General features: G+C 69.9%; 14 protein-coding genes. 4 read left to right on the top strand and 10 right to left on the bottom strand.

Features of this window, described 5'->3' with window-relative positions:
• Positions 1 to 7: 7 nt before the first annotated feature.
• The 8 genes from greA to carA all read right to left on the bottom strand — a co-directional run bounded on the left by greA (position 8) and on the right by carA (position 7713).
• Complete coding sequence (greA, locus tag GXW71_RS18445) at positions 8 to 481, bottom strand: transcription elongation factor GreA (RefSeq protein ID WP_211854022.1); 474 nt, start codon at positions 479 to 481, stop codon at positions 8 to 10.
• A gap of 215 nt (positions 482 to 696) precedes the next feature.
• Positions 697 to 3942: a carbamoyl-phosphate synthase large subunit gene (gene carB / locus GXW71_RS18450; protein ID WP_211854023.1), complete on the bottom strand. Its 3246-nt coding sequence runs from the start codon at positions 3940 to 3942 to the stop codon at positions 697 to 699.
• Between the two features lie 22 nt (positions 3943 to 3964).
• Entirely contained in the window at positions 3965 to 4255 is a 291-nt protein-coding gene (locus GXW71_RS18455) for a hypothetical protein (protein ID WP_211854024.1), read from the bottom strand.
• Complete coding sequence (locus GXW71_RS18460; protein ID WP_211854025.1) at positions 4252 to 4515, bottom strand: hypothetical protein; 264 nt, start codon at positions 4513 to 4515, stop codon at positions 4252 to 4254. Before GXW71_RS18460 ends, GXW71_RS18455 begins: the two co-directional genes overlap by 4 nt.
• Positions 4515 to 5147, bottom strand: a complete 633-nt coding sequence (locus GXW71_RS18465) for a LysE family translocator (protein WP_211854026.1) — start codon at positions 5145 to 5147, stop codon at positions 4515 to 4517. The genes GXW71_RS18460 and GXW71_RS18465 overlap by 1 nt, the downstream gene beginning before the upstream one ends.
• A complete protein-coding gene (locus GXW71_RS18470) occupies positions 5147 to 5557 on the bottom strand; it encodes a hypothetical protein (RefSeq protein ID WP_211854027.1) in 411 nt (136 codons plus the stop codon). The genes GXW71_RS18465 and GXW71_RS18470 overlap by 1 nt, the downstream gene beginning before the upstream one ends.
• Positions 5554 to 6312, bottom strand: coding sequence for an SDR family NAD(P)-dependent oxidoreductase (locus GXW71_RS18475; protein ID WP_211854028.1), 759 nt, complete (start codon positions 6310 to 6312; stop codon positions 5554 to 5556). Before GXW71_RS18475 ends, GXW71_RS18470 begins: the two co-directional genes overlap by 4 nt.
• Before the next feature lie 3 nt (positions 6313 to 6315).
• A complete protein-coding gene (carA, locus tag GXW71_RS18480) occupies positions 6316 to 7713 on the bottom strand; it encodes a glutamine-hydrolyzing carbamoyl-phosphate synthase small subunit (RefSeq protein ID WP_211854029.1) in 1398 nt (465 codons plus the stop codon).
• Positions 7714 to 7934: 221 nt separating this feature from the next.
• Between carA and GXW71_RS18485 the strand changes: the two genes are divergently transcribed.
• From GXW71_RS18485 to GXW71_RS18500, 4 genes are all read left to right on the top strand, one after another.
• On the top strand, positions 7935 to 8396 hold the full coding sequence (locus tag GXW71_RS18485; protein WP_211854030.1) for a GatB/YqeY domain-containing protein: 462 nt from the start codon (positions 7935 to 7937) through the stop codon (positions 8394 to 8396).
• A 157-nt stretch (positions 8397 to 8553) separates the two neighbouring features.
• The gene (dnaG, locus tag GXW71_RS18490; RefSeq protein ID WP_211854031.1) at positions 8554 to 10353 is read left to right on the top strand and encodes a DNA primase; all 1800 of its coding nucleotides are present in this window, start codon (positions 8554 to 8556) and stop codon (positions 10351 to 10353) included.
• A 73-nt stretch (positions 10354 to 10426) separates the two neighbouring features.
• Positions 10427 to 12340: an RNA polymerase sigma factor RpoD gene (gene rpoD, locus GXW71_RS18495; RefSeq protein ID WP_211854032.1), complete on the top strand. Its 1914-nt coding sequence runs from the start codon at positions 10427 to 10429 to the stop codon at positions 12338 to 12340.
• A gap of 1 nt (position 12341) precedes the next feature.
• The gene (locus GXW71_RS18500; protein WP_367617329.1) at positions 12342 to 12911 is read left to right on the top strand and encodes a GNAT family N-acetyltransferase; all 570 of its coding nucleotides are present in this window, start codon (positions 12342 to 12344) and stop codon (positions 12909 to 12911) included.
• 200 nt (positions 12912 to 13111) lie between these two features.
• On the opposite strand, the gene GXW71_RS18505 is transcribed toward GXW71_RS18500, so the two are convergent.
• Together GXW71_RS18505 and GXW71_RS18510 are read right to left on the bottom strand one after the other, a co-directional pair.
• Positions 13112 to 13735, bottom strand: a complete 624-nt coding sequence (locus GXW71_RS18505; protein WP_211854033.1) for a redoxin domain-containing protein — start codon at positions 13733 to 13735, stop codon at positions 13112 to 13114.
• A gap of 32 nt (positions 13736 to 13767) precedes the next feature.
• The gene (locus GXW71_RS18510; protein WP_211854034.1) at positions 13768 to 15828 is read right to left on the bottom strand and encodes a protein-disulfide reductase DsbD family protein; all 2061 of its coding nucleotides are present in this window, start codon (positions 15826 to 15828) and stop codon (positions 13768 to 13770) included.
• Positions 15829 to 16055: the final 227 nt, after the last annotated feature.

Raw genomic sequence — 16055 nt, forward strand, 5'->3', positions numbered from 1 at the left:
GGCAGGCTCACGCGAAGCGGACGGCAGTGATCTCGACGGAACGGGCGCCGCCCGGCGCCGGTACCTCGACGCTGTCGCCGACCTTCTTGCCGAGCAGCGCCTTGGCGAGCGGGGAGGAGATGGAGATCGACCCGTTCTTCATGTCGGCCTCATAGGCGCCGACGATGCGGTAGGTCTTCTCGTCGTCACCCTCTTCGTCGAGGATCGTCACATGCGCGCCGAAGCGGACCTGCTTGCCGGACAGCTTCGCGACATCGATCACCTCGACCGACGGGATGATGCTCTCGAGTTCCGCGATGCGGCCCTCGATGAAGGACTGACGCTCCCGCGCGGCATGATATTCGGCATTCTCGGAGAGGTCGCCATGCGCCCGCGCTTCCGCGATGGCGCGGATCACGGCCGGTCGCTCCTCAGCCTTGAGTACCTTCAGTTCCTCTTCCAGCCGGGCCAGACCTTCAGCGGTCATGGGGAACTTCTGCACGGCGCGCCAATCCCTCGTAAGTCTGATGTTGTTGCGGAGCCGGCTCAGACACCAAACCCCGGGGCGTGGTCACCCCGGGGCGCGGCGTTTGGCCGATAGAGTGTGATGGCTTCAGGCTTCATCGGCCGAAAAGCCTGAATCACACGATCAAACCAAGTGCCCGGGCCATTATGGCCCAGGTCGCGCGGAGGAGCCTTTCGGACCCCCCGTGCGTATCAGAACGACTGTGCAAAATAGGCCTGGAGGGGCGCCACATCAAGGGTTCCGGCTTTCAGTGCCGCGATCGCGTGCACCGCGGCCCGGGCGCCGGCGACCGTCGTGTAATGCGGCACCCCATGGGTCAGGGCGTTGCGGCGGATATTGAAGCTGTCCGCCACGCTCTGCCCACCGCCCGTGGTGTTGATGACGAGCTGGATTTCGCCGGATTTGATGGCATCCACGCAATGTGGGCGGCCTTCCAGCACCTTGTTGACCACCGTGCATTCGATCCCGGCCTCCCGCAGGCGGCCGGCGGTGCCGCGGGTTGCCATGACCCGGAAGCCCATTTCGGTCAGGCGGCGGGCGAGGGAGACCGCGGCCGCCTTGTCGCCGTCCTTGACCGAAACGAAGGCGGTGCCGGCCTCCGGCAGTTTCACGCCGGCGCCGAGCTGGGACTTCAGGAAGGCCCGTTCGAAGGAGACGTCGAGGCCCATCACCTCACCGGTCGACTTCATCTCCGGCCCCAGAATCACGTCCACGTTCGGGAAGCGGTTGAAGGGGAAGACCGCCTCCTTCACCGCGACGTGGCGGCTGATGGCGTCGTCGTCGAGTTTGAAGGATTTCAGGCTCGCGCCCGCCATCACCTGGGCGCCGATCTTGGCGACCGCGACGCCGGTCGCCTTGGCGACGAAGGGCACGGTGCGCGACGCGCGGGGATTGACCTCCAGCACGTAGATCTCGCCGTCCTTCACCGCGTATTGCACGTTCATCAGGCCCTTGACCTTCAGCGCGCGGGCCATCGCCTCGGTTTCGGCCTTGAGCTCGGTGACGATCGCCGGCGGCAGCGAATAGGGGGGCAGGGAGCAGGCGCTGTCGCCGGAATGGATGCCGGCTTCCTCGATATGCTCCATGACGCCGGCGACGTAGACGATCCCGGCCTCGTCGGCGATGCAGTCGACATCGACCTCGATCGCATCCGCCAGGTACTGGTCGATCAGGATCGGGTTCTCGCCGGAGACGCGCACCGCCTCCTTGCCGAAGCGGAGGAGCTGCTCGCGGTTGTGCGCGATCTCCATGGCGCGGCCGCCGAGCACGTAGGATGGGCGCACCACGACCGGATAGCCGATGCGCTCCGCCTCATGGACCGCTTCGTCCAGGTTGCGGGCGATGCCGTTCTGCGGCTGCTTGAGGCCGAGGCCCTTCAGCAGGATCTGGAAGCGCTCGCGATCCTCGGCGATGTCGATCGCCTCGGCGCTGGTGCCGAGGATCGGGATCCCTGCCTTGTGCAGCGCCTGGGAGAGCTTGAGCGGCGTTTGCCCGCCATACTGCACGATGCAGCCGAGCAGCGTTCCCTTCGCCTGTTCCTTGCGGATCAGCGCGATCACGTCCTCGCCGGTCAGAGGCTCGAAATAGAGCCGGTCGGAGGTGTCGTAGTCGGTGCTGACCGTCTCCGGGTTGCAGTTGACCATGATGGTCTCGAACCCGGCCTCGCGCAGCGCATAGGCGGCATGGACGCAGCAATAGTCGAACTCGATGCCCTGCCCGATGCGGTTGGGGCCGCCGCCGAGGATGATGATCTTCTCGCGCTCCGTCGGTCGCGATTCGCAGACCGGCTCACCGAAGCCACCCTCGTAGGTCGAGTACATATAGGGCGTGTCGGAGGCGAATTCGGCGGCGCAGGTGTCGATGCGCTTGTAGACCGGCCGCACGCCGAGCCGCTCCCGGGCCGCGGCGACATCGGCCTCCACCGCGCCGATCAGCTTCGCGAGCCGCGTGTCGGAAAAGCCCATGGCCTTCAGGCGGCGCATGCCCACGACGTCCTTCGGCAATCCGGCCTCGGTCACACGTTGCTCCGCGAGGACGATCTTCTCGATCTCGCGCAGGAACCAGGGGTCGAACTTCGACGCCTCGTGGATCTCGGCCAGCGGCACGCCGGCGCGGATCGCCTGGGCCGCGACCAGCAGTCGGTCGGGCGTCGGGCTGGTCAGCGCGGCGTGGTAGGCCTGCGGTGAGCCATCGCCCGGCACCTCCACCTCGTCGAGGCCGGTGAGCCCCGTCTCCAGCCCGCGCAGCCCCTTCTGCAGGGCCTCGTTGAAGGACCGGCCGATCGCCATGGTCTCGCCGACCGACTTCATGGAGGTGGTGAGCGTCGCCGGCGTGCCGGGGAATTTTTCAAACGTGAAGCGCGGGATCTTCACCACGACATAGTCGATGGTGGGTTCGAAGCTAGCGGGCGTGACGCGGGTGATGTCGTTCGCCAGCTCGTCCAGCGTGTAGCCGATGGCGAGCTTGGCCGCGATCTTGGCGATCGGGAAGCCGGTCGCCTTGGATGCGAGTGCCGAGGAGCGCGAGACGCGCGGGTTCATCTCGATGATGACCATGCGGCCATCGGCCGGGTTCACGCCGAACTGCACGTTCGATCCGCCGGTATCGACGCCGATCTCGCGCAGGCAGGCGATGGAGGCGTCCCGCATGCGCTGGTATTCGCGGTCGGTGAGCGTCAGCGCCGGGGCGACGGTGATGCTGTCGCCGGTATGCACGCCCATCGGGTCCAGGTTCTCGATGGAGCAGACGATGATGCAGTTGTCCGCGCGGTCGCGGACCACCTCCATCTCGAATTCCTTCCAGCCGAGCACGCTCTCCTCGATCAGCACCTCGCTGGTCATGGAGGCTGCGAGGCCGGCGCCGACGATCTGCTCGAACTCCTCGCGGTTGTAGGCGATGCCGCCGCCGGTGCCGCCGAGCGTGAAGGAGGGACGGATGACGCAGGGCAGCTTGACGATTTCGATCGCGGCCCGCGCTTCCTCCATCGTATGCGCGATCTCGCTCTTCGGGCTCTCGATGCCGATCTTGGCCATCGCGTCGCGGAATTTTTGCCGATCCTCGGCCTTGTCGATCACCTCGGCCTTGGCGCCGATCAGCTCGCAGCCGTATTTCTCGAGCACGCCGGCTTCCGCGAGCTTGAGCGCGGTGTTGAGCGCGGTCTGCCCGCCCATGGTCGGCAGCAGCGCATCCGGGCGCTCCTTTGCGATGATCTTCTCGACCATCTCGACGGTGATCGGCTCGATATAGGTCGCGTCCGCGAGGCCCGGATCGGTCATGATCGTGGCGGGGTTCGAATTCACCAGGATCACGCGGTAGCCTTCGGCGCGCAGCGCCTTGCAGGCCTGGGCGCCGGAATAGTCGAACTCGCAGGCCTGGCCGATCACGATGGGGCCGGCGCCGATGATCAGGATGGACTGGATGTCGGTGCGCTTCGGCATGGTGGCCTCGTGGGCTGGGGCGTCAGCCGCGCCGGCGGGTGCCAAGCACCCAGAGCAGCAGCAGAGCCAGGATGGGAAAGGTGATGGCGAAGGCGAAGGGCGGCGACAGCATCAGGAGGTGAATCGCTTCGGCATCCGGCCGGATGCGCCGGCTCTCGATGGCGACGAAGGCGAAGCCCGCGAGCATCGCGAGCAGCGGTGCGATCACCGCCGCCGCGACGCGTGGCGTCACCCGCGCGAGTCCCGCGAAGGCCAGGACCGAGAACGCGAACTGCGCCACCACGACCAGGGCGAGGAGGAAGATCGCACTCATCCCGCGCCACCAGGCCGGACGCCGCGCGCGACGAAGGGCAGCGCGACGAGATGGGTGAAGGACCAGAAGGCCAGCAGCGCCAGCACCGGGCCGAGCCCCAGCAGGCGAGAGGCGATGAGATGCGCGATGGCGGAGAGCGCCATGATCACCGGCACCGCCTCGATGCGCGCCGGGCGCAGTGCGGAGAGCGCCAGCCGGCCGGTCGCGAAGGCGTAGAGCGCGCCCACGGGCACCAGCGCCAGCATCAGCCAGAGCGACATCAGCGCCGCCCCTCGGTTACCAGCCGCACGGCGAGCAAGGCCAGCACGGCGCCGAGCAGCCAGCGCTGCGCCGCCATCCAGCCGGGGCGCTCGCCCAGGAAGCGGGAGACCCCGGCGGCGCCCCAGACCAGGACGGCATCGAACAGCGTGCAGACCGCGATCTGAATGCCGCCGAGGATGATGCCCTGCGCCAGCACGTCGCCGCGCGCGGGATCGATGAATTGCGGCAGCACCGCCACGTAGAAGAGCGCGACCTTGGGGTTCAGCGCGGCGGTCGCCATGCCGACGGCGAAGAGGCGCGGCGCCGGCTCCCGCGGCAGGTGGCGCGGGGCGAAGATCGGGTCGCCGCCGGGCCGCAGGCATTGCCAGGCCAGCCAGGCCAGATAGAGCGCGCCGCCGATGCGCAGCGCGTCCCAGGCGAACGGGATCGCGAAGAGCGCCGCGGTGATGCCAGCCGCCGCGCAGAGCATGATGACGAGCGAGCCGAACTGGCAGCCGGCCATCGACACCACACCCGCCCCAGTGCCCTGCGCGAGCGAGCGCGAGACGAGATAGAGCATGTTCGGCCCTGGCGTCGCCGCCAGGCCGAAGGAGAGGGCGGCGAAGACCAGCAGCGTCTCGGCGGCCGGCATCAGCGGAATTCCTCGTCGCGGGGCACCGCGCGCAGCCAGGTGCGCAGCCGCCAGAAGGCGTCGCCCAGCACCGTCGCGCCGCCGCTCGTGTAGGCGATGCGGGCGACCAGCGGCAGCGCCACCGCATCGGCCTCCCAGCGCGGCGGGCCTTCGACCGCGTTCAGCATTGCGAGCGCGACCACGCCCTCGATCTGGCCATCGGCATCACGCAGCACCGCCATGCCGGGCGCGTCGCCGGATTGGCCGGGCATCGCGAAGAACAGGCGGCCGCGGCAGATCTCCAGCCGGTGCCGGGTGTCCGGGCTGACGGAGCGCAGGACCGGCGTCGCGCAATCGACCGGGGCCGAGGTCGCGGCGGCGCCGACCAGGAACAGGCCGGCGGCGGCGAGGCCGAGGAGGGCCGCCTTCACCCGTGCACCGAGAACCCGCCATCCACCGGGATGGCAACGCCGGTGATGAAGGCGCTGGCATCGCTGCCGAGGAAGGCGGCGATCCCCTCGAAATCCTTGGGATCGCCCCAGCGCTTCGTGGGTGTCCGGCGCAGCACGTCCTCATGCAGGGTCGGCATGTCGCCGCGCGCCTTCTGGGTCAGCGCTGTGTCGATCCAGCCCGGCAGCAGCACATTGACGGTGATGCCGTCCGCCGCCCAGGCGACGGCCAGCGACTTCGTCATCTGCACGACGCCGCCCTTGGACGCGCCATAGGCGGCGTGGAACGGCAGGCCGAAGATCGACAGCATGGAGCCGTTGTTGATCACCCGCCCATGCCCGCTGGCCTTGAGATGCGGATAGGCCGCCTGCGAGGCGAGCATGGCGCTGGTGAGGTTGGTGGCGAGCACGGTGTGCCAGTCCTCCAGCCGGTACTCCTCCGGCCGGCGACGGATATTGGTGCCGGCGTTGTTCACGAGGATGTCGAGCCCGCCGAGCATCTTGACGGTCTCGGCGACCATCGCCTTCACCGCCTCGGGGTCCGTCAGGTCCGCGATGACAGCCTCGGCCTCAGCGCCGAGGGCACGGAGTTCCGCCAGGGCTGCCTCGTTCTTGGCCGCATCGCGGCCGGCGATCATGACCGCCGCACCCGCCTTCGCGAGCCCGCGCGCCATGCCAAGCCCGATGCCGCCATTGCCGCCGGTGACGAGCGCCACGCGCCCGCTGAGATCGAACATCGTCTACCTCCCCTTGTGCTTCTCGATGAGATCAACGAAGCGGTGGAAAAGGTAGTGGCTATCGGTCGGCCCCGGCGAGGCCTCCGGGTGGTACTGCACCGAGAAAGCCGGGTGCGCGTCGCTGGCGATCCCCTCGTTCGACCCATCGAACAGCGAGACATGCGTCACATGCGCGGTCGGCGGCAGGGTTTCCGGATCGACCGCGAAACCGTGGTTCTGGGAGGTGATCTCGACCTTGCCGGTGGCCAGATCCTTCACCGGCTGGTTGGCGCCGCGATGGCCGCGGTCGAGCTTGTAGGTTTTCGCGCCGAGCGCCAGGCCCAGGAGCTGATGGCCGAGGCAGATGCCGAAGACCGGCACCTGCTTCTCCAGCACGCCTCGGATTGCCGGCACCGCGTATTCGCCGGTCGCCGCCGGGTCGCCCGGGCCGTTCGAGAGGAAGACGCCGTCCGGCTCATGCCGCAGGATCTCCTCGGCGGTCGCCGTCGCCGGCACCACGGTGACGTCGAGGCCGGCGGAGGCGAGGCAGCGCAGGATGTTGCGTTTCGCGCCATAGTCGACGGCCACGACCTTGTGCCTCGGCGCTTCCTGCCGGGCAAAGCCACCCCCCGCGGAGCGGGCAAGCTCGGGCGTCCAGGCCCATTCCATCTCGTCCCAATGGTAGGACTGACGGGTGGTCACCTCCTTCGCGAGGTCCATGCCCTCGAGCCCCGGCCAGGCCTGGGCCTGGGCGATCAGCGCCGGGATGTCGAAGCGGCCATCGGCGGGGAAGCTCAGCACGCCATTGGGCGCGCCGCCGTCGCGGATGCGGACCGTCAAGGCGCGGGTGTCGATGCCGGCCAGACCGGCGATGCCGTGCGACTTCAGCCAGTCATCCAGATGCCGGAGGGCCCGCCAATTGGAGGGCTCGGTGATCGGCTGCTTCACCACGAGGCCGCGGGCGGCCGGGGTCGCTGCTTCCATATCCTCCGCATTGGCGCCGACATTGCCGATATGGGGGAAGGTGAAGGTGATGATCTGCCCGGCATAGGAGGGATCGGTCAGCGTCTCCTGATAGCCGGTCAGGCCGGTGTTGAAGCAGATCTCGGCGACCTCGGTCGCGTAGGCGCCGAAACCCTCCCCCCAGAAGACGCTGCCATCGGCGAGGACGAGCACCGCGGTCGCGCCCTGGGGCGGGGTGGCGGCGGACGGGGTATCGGCCATGAGGGGCTCCGGGAGAGGGGCATTGCCGGGAAGATCGGAGAAGGGCAGGCCGGTGGCGGCCAGGATGGCGGGCCAGTGCTTGGCCGGTATGGCCTTAGCCTGGCGCCATTTCCGGATGGCCTCGGTGCCGACGCCGCAGCGTGTCGCTGCGGCTTCGGGCCCGCCCAGCAGGGCGATGATGTCTTCCACGCTGCGCATGGTCGACACTATCTGGGAAATTACTTCCCAGGTCCAGCGCGATCCGATGGGTGGCCCGGGAATTGATTTCCCACTTCCCAGCGACCTATATCGTAAACGGGTCGGTCTGTTGACCGGCCCGAGGCCGCGAATGCGGCCCGCGCGGAGTCGCGCGAAGCCAAGGGCGGCGGATGCCGCCCGCCCGGCGTTTGAGGGCTACTGACGTTAAGGAGACTGCCGTCATGGATCTGCGCCCCCGTTTCACCGAGGCCCTGAAGGCGTCGATGCTCGCCAAGGATGCCGCGCGGACCTCCACCATCCGCATGATCCTCGCCAAGCTGAAGGACACCGACATCGCCGCCCGCAAGGCGCCGACCGATCCTGGCGTGCCGGACGAGCAGATCGCTGCCATGCTGCGCGGCATGGCCAAATCCCGCCGCGAAGCGGTCGAGCTCTATCGCCAGGGCAACCGTCCGGAGCTCGCGGAGAAGGAGGAGGCCGAGATCGCAGTGATCGAAAGCTTCCTGCCGGCGCAGATGGATGAGGCCGCGACCGCCGCCGCGGTCGATGCCGCCATCGCGGAGGCTGGCGCGGCCTCGATCAAGGACATGGGCAAGGTGATGGCTGTGCTGCGCGCGAGACACGCGGCGGAAATGGACATGGCCAAGGCCGGGCCGCTGGTGAAGGCGAAGCTCGGGGGGTGATCATGCAAAGCGGGCCGGTTTGCTCAACCGGCCCGAGGCCGCGAAGGCGGCCCGCCGGTAGTCCGGCGAAGCCAAGCCGCGCGGATGCGCGGCGCCCGGCGTTTGAGGGGCGGTGCGCGTGCCAACGCGCGCCGCCGTTGATATAAGGAGCGCTCCCATGGCGCTTTCCCCCTCATTCCTGGATGAACTCCGTCTCCGCACCCCGTTGCCCGGCCTGATCGGGCGGCGGGCGCGGCTTACGCGGTCGGGGCGCAACTGGAAGGCCTGCTGCCCTTTCCACAACGAGAAGTCGCCCTCCTTCTACGTCTATGACGACCACTACCATTGCTTCGGCTGCGGTGCGCATGGCGACGCGGTCAGCTTCGTCATGCAGAGCGAGGGCGCCGGCTTCATGGAGGCGGTGGAGCGTCTGGCCGCCGAGGCCGGGCTCGATGTCCCGAAGCCGACGCCGGAAGCCGCCGCACGGGACCGCCGGGCGCGCGACCTGCATGCGGTGATGGCGGCAGCGCAGGAGGCCTTTACCCGCCGCCTGCACCTGCCGGAGGGCCGCCCGGCGCTCGACTACCTGCAGCGGCGGGGCCTGACGCCGGAGACGATCCGCGCCTTCGGCCTCGGCTGGGCCTCTGGCACGCGGGGCGCCATCGCCGCCGACCTGAAGCCGGAAGGCGTCGAGACGGCGCAGCTCCTGGAGGCCGGGCTGGTCAGGGAAGGCGAGGGCGGCGAGGCGCCGCGCGACTTTTTCTTCGGCCGGGTCATCTTCCCGATCCGCGACCGGCGCGGCCGGGTGATCGCCTTCGGCGGCCGCACCCTCGGCGATGCGCAGCCCAAATACGTGAACAGCCCGGAGACGCCGCTATTCTCCAAGCGCCGCGCCCTGTTCGGCCTGGACGGCGCGAAGGAAGCTGCCTTCCGCGGCGCGCGGGTGATCGCGGTCGAAGGCTACATGGACGTGATCGCGCTGCACCAGGCGGGCTTCGGGGCCGCGGTCGCCCCGCTCGGCACCGCGCTCACCGCCGAGCAGATGCAGGAGCTCTGGCGCCTGACGCCGGAACCGGTCCTGTGCTTCGACGGCGATGCCGCCGGTGCCCGCGCCGCGGCGCGGGCGGCGGAGCTGGCGCTGACCCAGCTCGCGCCCGAGCGCACGCTGCGCCTGGCCACCCTGCCGGCCGGCGAGGATCCGGATACGCTGGTGGGCAAGGGCGGGCCGGCTGCCTTTCAGGCGGTGCTGGATGCCGCGCAGCCGCTGTCGGAGGCGCTGTTCACGCTGATCGCGGGCGGCCGGCCGCCGCAGACGCCGGAAGCCCGTGCGGCGCTGCGCCATCGCCTGGCGGCGGCGGCGGCCACCATTCCGGACAAGGCGCTGGCGTCCGAGTATCGCAGCATGTTGCTCGACCGCTTCTTCACCGCGCGCGCCCGTCCCGGCCAGAAGCCGAAGCCGCCTCGCATCGCCCGCGCCGCGCCGGATCCCGGCCAGGCGCGGAGCGAGGGCGCGCGCTGCGCGCTCGCGATCCTGATCCGCCATCCCTGGCTGCTGCCGCAGGTGGAGGAGGCGTTGGCGCTGCTCGATTTGCCCGAAGGCCCGGCCACGCGGCTCCGCAACGCCCTCTTCGCATGGCTTTCCGGTATTGAGACGCTTGACTCCGCTGCCCTGATCGACCACCTCGCCCACACTGGGGAAAGCGACGCGCTGGCCTGGGCGATGCGGCCCGAGGGCCTCCCGCAGGCAGCGCAAGCCGAGGCCCAGCCGAAGGAGGCCGAGGAAGGGTGGTGGCACTTCTTCCTGCTCCTGCGCGGGGAGGCGGATCTGATCGAGGACCAGCGCGCGGCGGAGCGGGACTGGATCGCGACCAACGACCCCGGCGCGGCGCTACGGCTGCAGCGGCTGACGGAGGCGATCGCCGCACAGCGGCGGGGCGAGATCGAGGCCGTGGCGGATACCGCCGCGACTTCCCCATAGGGTAGAGGCATCAGCGCGCGGACCGCCGGCATTCCCGGTGGGCCAGCCGCGCATTGAACGGAGCGGGCGAGGCATGGCGGCAAGCAAGGTGGCGGCGGGCGGTGACACGGCCGAGACGCGCGAGGAAGCGGTCGAGGGCGTGCTGCTCGACACCCAGTCGGCGGCCGTGAAGAAGCTCATCGGTCGCGGCAAGGAGCGCGGCTACGTCACGGTGGACGAGCTGAACGCGGCGCTGCCCTCCGAGCAGGTCTCCTCCGAGCTGATCGAGGACACCATGGCGATGCTGTCCGACATCGGCATCAACGTGGTCGAGTCCGAGGAGACCGAGGAAGGCGAGACCGCGGTCGCCAAGCCCGAGAAGAAGGACGACGAGGAGGAGGAGAGCGGCGGCAACGTCGACGAGGAAAGCCTCGGCCGCACCGACGACCCGGTCCGCATGTACCTGCGCGAGATGGGCAGCGTCGAGCTGCTGTCCCGCGAGGGCGAGATCGCGATCGCCAAGCGTATCGAGGCCGGCCGGGACATGATGATCGGCGGGCTCTGTGAGAGCCCGCTGACCTTCCAGGCCATCCTCCGCTGGCATGACGCGGTCAAGGAAGGCCGCATGCTGCTGCGCGACGTCATCGATCTGGAGGCGACGCAATCCGCGAACAGCCCGGACGGCACCGCCGCCGCCGCCGAGGAGGAATTCGAGGAAGGCGAAGAGGGGGAGGGCATGGGCCTCTCGCTCTCGGCGCTCGAGGAGAAGCTGAAGCCCGAGGCGCTGGCCGCCTTCGAGGCGATCGAGAGCGTCTACGGCAAGCTGCACAAGATGACCGCCAAGCGCATGGAGGCCTATGCCTCCGGCGAGGAATACGCGGCGCGCGGCGAGAAGACCTATGAGAAGCAGCGCCGCGAGCTGGTGGCGCTGGTGGAGAAGGTGCACCTCCACAACAACCGCATCGAGGAGCTGGTCGACCAGCTCAAGGGCCTGAACCGCAAGCTGGTGGGCCTCGAGGGCCAGGTGATGCGGCTGGCCGATGGCGCCAAGGTGAAGCGCGACGAGTTCCTGGCCCAATGGAAGGGCGCCGAGCTCGACCCCACCTGGTTCGAGCGGCTGGCCAAGCTGCCGGCCAAGGGCTGGAAGACCTTCGTCGCCAAGCACACGGACGATGTCGAGCAGATCCGCGGCAGGATCATGCTGGTCGCGCAGGAGACCGGGCTGCCGGTCGCCGAGTTCAAGCGCGTCTACACCACGGTCAGCCGCGGCGAGCGCGACATGACCCAGGCGAAGAAGGAGATGATCGAGGCGAACCTCCGCCTCGTGATCTCCATCGCCAAGAAATACACCAACCGCGGCCTGCAGTTCCTGGACCTGATCCAGGAAGGCAACATCGGCCTGATGAAGGCCGTCGACAAATTCGAGTACCGCCGCGGCTACAAGTTCTCGACCTATGCCACCTGGTGGATCCGCCAGGCGATCACCCGCTCGATCGCCGACCAGGCGCGGACCATCCGCATTCCGGTGCACATGATCGAGACGATCAACAAGCTGGTGCGCACCAGCCGCCAGATGCTGCACGAGATCGGCCGCGAGCCGCAGCCGGAGGAACTGGCCGAGAAGCTTGGCATGCCGCTCGAGAAGGTGCGGAAGGTCTTGAAGATCGCCAAGGAGCCGATCTCCCTCGAGACGCCGATCGGCGACGAGGAGGACAGCCATCTCGGCGACTTCATCGAGGACAAGAACGCGATCATCCCGCTCGATGCCGCGATCCAGTCCAACCTGCGCGAGGCGACGACCCGGGTGCTCGCCAGCCTGACGCCGCGCGAGGAGCGCGTGCTGCGCATGCGCTTCGGCATCGGCATGAACACCGACCACACGCTGGAAGAGGTCGGCCAGCAGTTCAACGTGACGCGCGAGCGCATCCGTCAGATCGAGGCCAAGGCGCTGCGCAAGCTGAAACACCCGAGCCGGTCTCGGAAGCTGCGGTCCTTCCTGGACAACTGAGGTGGACGCGCTGCGTGAGGCGGTGATGGAGGTCGCCGTCGACGTCACCTTCCTGCGCATGGCATCGGCGCCGGCGGAAGCCGGGCCGGCGCTGCCGCCGGCGGCGCGGGTGGTGCGGCTCAATCATTGCTCGGCCCAGTTCTACCGCTACCTCTACGACACGGTCGGCGCGCCCTGGCTCTGGTGGATGCGCCGGACCGTGGAGCTCGGGGAGCTGCAGCACGCGATCGCGCCGCCCCGCGTCTCGATCCATGTGCTCTATGTCGGCGGCGAGCCGGTCGGCTTCTACGAGCTGGAGCGGCGCCTGCCGGAGAGCATGAACCTCAGCTATTTCGGGCTGGTGCCCTGGGCGATCGGCAAGGGCGTGGGCAAGCCCTTCCTCCGCCACGCCATCGACGCGGCCTGGGCGGAGGCGCCGCGGCAGATGACGGTGAACACCTGCACCGCCGACCATCCCCGGGCGCTGCCCAACTACATCGCCGCCGGCTTCACGCCGCTGCGCACGCTTCGGGAAATCTGGCCAGTGCCGCTGCGCCTCGGCCTCAAGGTTCCCGAACACCTTTGTTCATGACCTCAGGCGCCGGCGGCCGCATCCGCGGCCTTGGCTAGCGCGCTGTCAGGGCGTGCCCAGCGCGACGGTTGGTCGCGCGCGGGCCGCATTCGCGGCCTCGGGGCATCGGCTTCGCCTCGCCACCGCAGGAATGGGTGGCGGCCTGCGGCCGCGGTTTGGTGGGAGCGCCGGGGGTTTAAGGCGACTCCGACGCTTGGGGATCAAGCATCCACATACTTGATAGCGCACCCGTAGGGTGGGGTGCTGGCGCGGGTGACCTGGCGGCCTTCGGTGATGGCCAGGAAGGCGTCGCGGAAATAGGGCTCGGCGCGGGCCACGTCCTCGATCCGGGTGGAGCGGATCGAATCGATGCCGCCCATGTAGCGCAGCACGCCATCGGCGGAGATGACGAACATCTGCGGCGTCGTCGTCGCCTGATAGGCGCGGGCGGCGGCGCTGCGGTGATCGAGCAGCACCGCGGTCGGCGCGGCGTTGCGGCTCGCGGTCAGCTCCTTCGCCTGCGGGCCGGTCACATGGCCCTGCTCGCCGGCCGGAGAGGAGGCGATCGAGAGCCACACCGCGTTGCGCCCGGCGGCCAGGCGCTGCAGCGTCTGCATGTTGGTGCTGCCGTAGTGCTTCCGCACATAGGGGCATTCGTGATTGGTCCATTCCAGGACCACGACGCGGCCGCGGAAATCCGCGAGGCGCCTGATGTCGCCATCCTGGTCGGGGAGGGCGATGTCGGGTGCCGCGGTGCCGATCGCGGGCGATGCGCCGGCGAGGCGGGGCGTGAGAGCGAGGGTCCCGGCGGCCATGAGGGCGGCGCGGCGGCTGATGATCGTCATGTCGCTTCTCCTCAGTGGTGTGTTGGAAGGGGTCAGCTGTTGTTGGGCGCGGAGAGGGCCTGCCGCACGATCCCTTCGGTCAAGATCTGCGGCAGCACGCGCGGCGCGCCGCCGCCCGCGGGGTAGAAGAGATAGAGCGGCACGCCGTCGCGCCCATGCGCGCGCAGCAGCGCCGTGATCGCGGGATCGCCCCGGGTCCAGTCGCCGACCAGATAGGCGACGTTCTGGGCAGCGAAGCTCTCGCGCACCGCATCGGTGCGCAGCGCCACGCGCTCATTCACCTTGCAACTGATGCACCAGGCGGCGGTGAGGTTGACAAAGACCGGCCGGCCTTCGGCCCGGAGCGCCGCGACCCGCGCCTCCGACCAGGCCTCGCCCGCATCCTCGGCAGCGGCCTGGGCTGCGGGTGGCACGGCGCCGAGGCCGGGCAGCAGCGCCAGGGCGGCGATCACCGCGACGCCGGCGGCCACCCGCCCGAAGCGCCAGCCCTGCGCCTGCGCGACACCGAGTGCCCAGGCACCGAAGCCGATCAGCAGCGCGCCGGAGAGCGCGGCGAAGACGCCGCCGGGCCCGGCCTGCTCCGCCAGCACCCAGACCAGCCAGGCGGCGGCGGCGTACATCGGGAAGGCGAGGGCCTGCTTCAGCCGCTCCATCCAGAGCCCGGGCTTCGGCAGCACCCGCGCCGCGCCGGGGAACAGGCCGAGCAGGGCATAGGGCGCGGCCATGCCGAGCCCCATGGCCGCGAAGACGGTCAGCGCCTCCGCCGGCGCCATGGCCAGCGCCGCGCCGATCGCGGCGGCCATGAAGGGCGCCGTGCAGGGGGTGGCGACCAGCACCGCCAGCACGCCGGTGAAGAAGGAGCCCGCATGGCCGCCCCGCGCCGCGAGACCGCTGCCGGCCGAGACCGGCCCGCCCAAGGCGAAGACGCCGGAGAGGTTGAGCCCGACCGCCAGCATCAGCCAGGCCATGCCGGCGACGAAGACCGGGCTCGTGAACTGGAAGCCCCAGCCGGCCGCGCCGCCCGCGAAGCGCAGCCCGATCAGCAACCCGCCGAGTGCCAGGAAGGACAGCACGACGCCCGCCGTGTAGCTCGCCGCATGCGCCCTGACTGCGCCCCGCGCCGCGCCCGAGAGCCGCGCCAGCGACACCGCCTTCATGGCGAGGATCGGGAAGACGCAGGGCATCAGGTTCAGGATCAGGCCGCCCAGCGCCGCGAAGAGCGCGGCCTGCCAGAGCGGCAGCCCGCCGCCGGCCGCCGGCACCGCGCCCGGCACCGCCCCGACGGTATAGGCGCCGCGCACCCCGGCGGCATCGGTGATGGCGACGATGCCCTCGATCCGCACCGGCAACGCCTCGGCATTGCCGCGCGCGAGCGCCAGGGTCAGCGCCCCGTCGCGGACCGCGAGGGCCTGCGGCGCGGCATTCTCGATCACACCCCAGTCGGCGGGGAAGAAGAAGGCGTCACGCACCGCGCCCGGTTCGATGCCCGGTCCCGCGACTTCCAGCACGCCCTGCCGGCCTTCGAAGCCGATCCGCGCCGTGAAGGGCGCGGCGCGCGGCTCGGCGGCTTCGGCGGCGGTGAAGAGGGCGGCGGTGGCGGCATCCGGACGTGGCGCCGCCTCTACGGGCAGGTCGACGCGGAAGCTGCCTTCCTCGGGGATGCAGATGCGCTCGCAGACCAGCCAATTGGCGTCCGCGGTGAAGGAGAAGGTGTCGCCGGGGCGGAGCGTCGCCGGCGGGGTCACCGGGATGGTGAAGACGGCCTCGTTCTCGTAGCCGAAATTCACCAGCGGCCCGAAGGGGATGCGCTGCGGCGCCGGGAAGCGCATCGGCTCCGCGCTGGCGCCGTCGGGGAGGGCGAGCGTGACCTCGGGCGGCTGCCCGGCATCGCCCGGGTTGGTCCAGTAGGTGTGCCAGCCCGGTGCCAGCCTCTGGCGCAGCGCGATGCGGAAGGGGACGCCCGGAGCAATCGCCGCCGGCTCTGTGATCATGGTGACTGTCGCACGGGGCGAGGTGACGGCCACCGTCTCCAGCGCCCGCGCCGGCAGCGCGGCGAGCAGCGTCAGCAGCAGGGGCGTGAGCAGGCGCAACATGAACAAAAGGAAATATGCCCTTCCGGCCGGATGCAAGGGTTCGCAACAAAGAAAGGCCGGCGGATCCCTCCGCCGGCCTTCTTCTATAGCACGCCAACCACCCGCGGCCGCAGGCCGCCACCGGAAAGGCCGGACCGCGAGGCGTCAGCCGATGCGGCCCGCGCGCGACCGACCTTGCGCCGGGCGCGCCCCGACAGCGCGGAAGCCAAGGGGCGCGGATGCGCCCC

Source organism: Plastoroseomonas hellenica (genome assembly GCF_018129085.1).
GTDB lineage: Bacteria > Pseudomonadota > Alphaproteobacteria > Acetobacterales > Acetobacteraceae > Plastoroseomonas > Plastoroseomonas hellenica.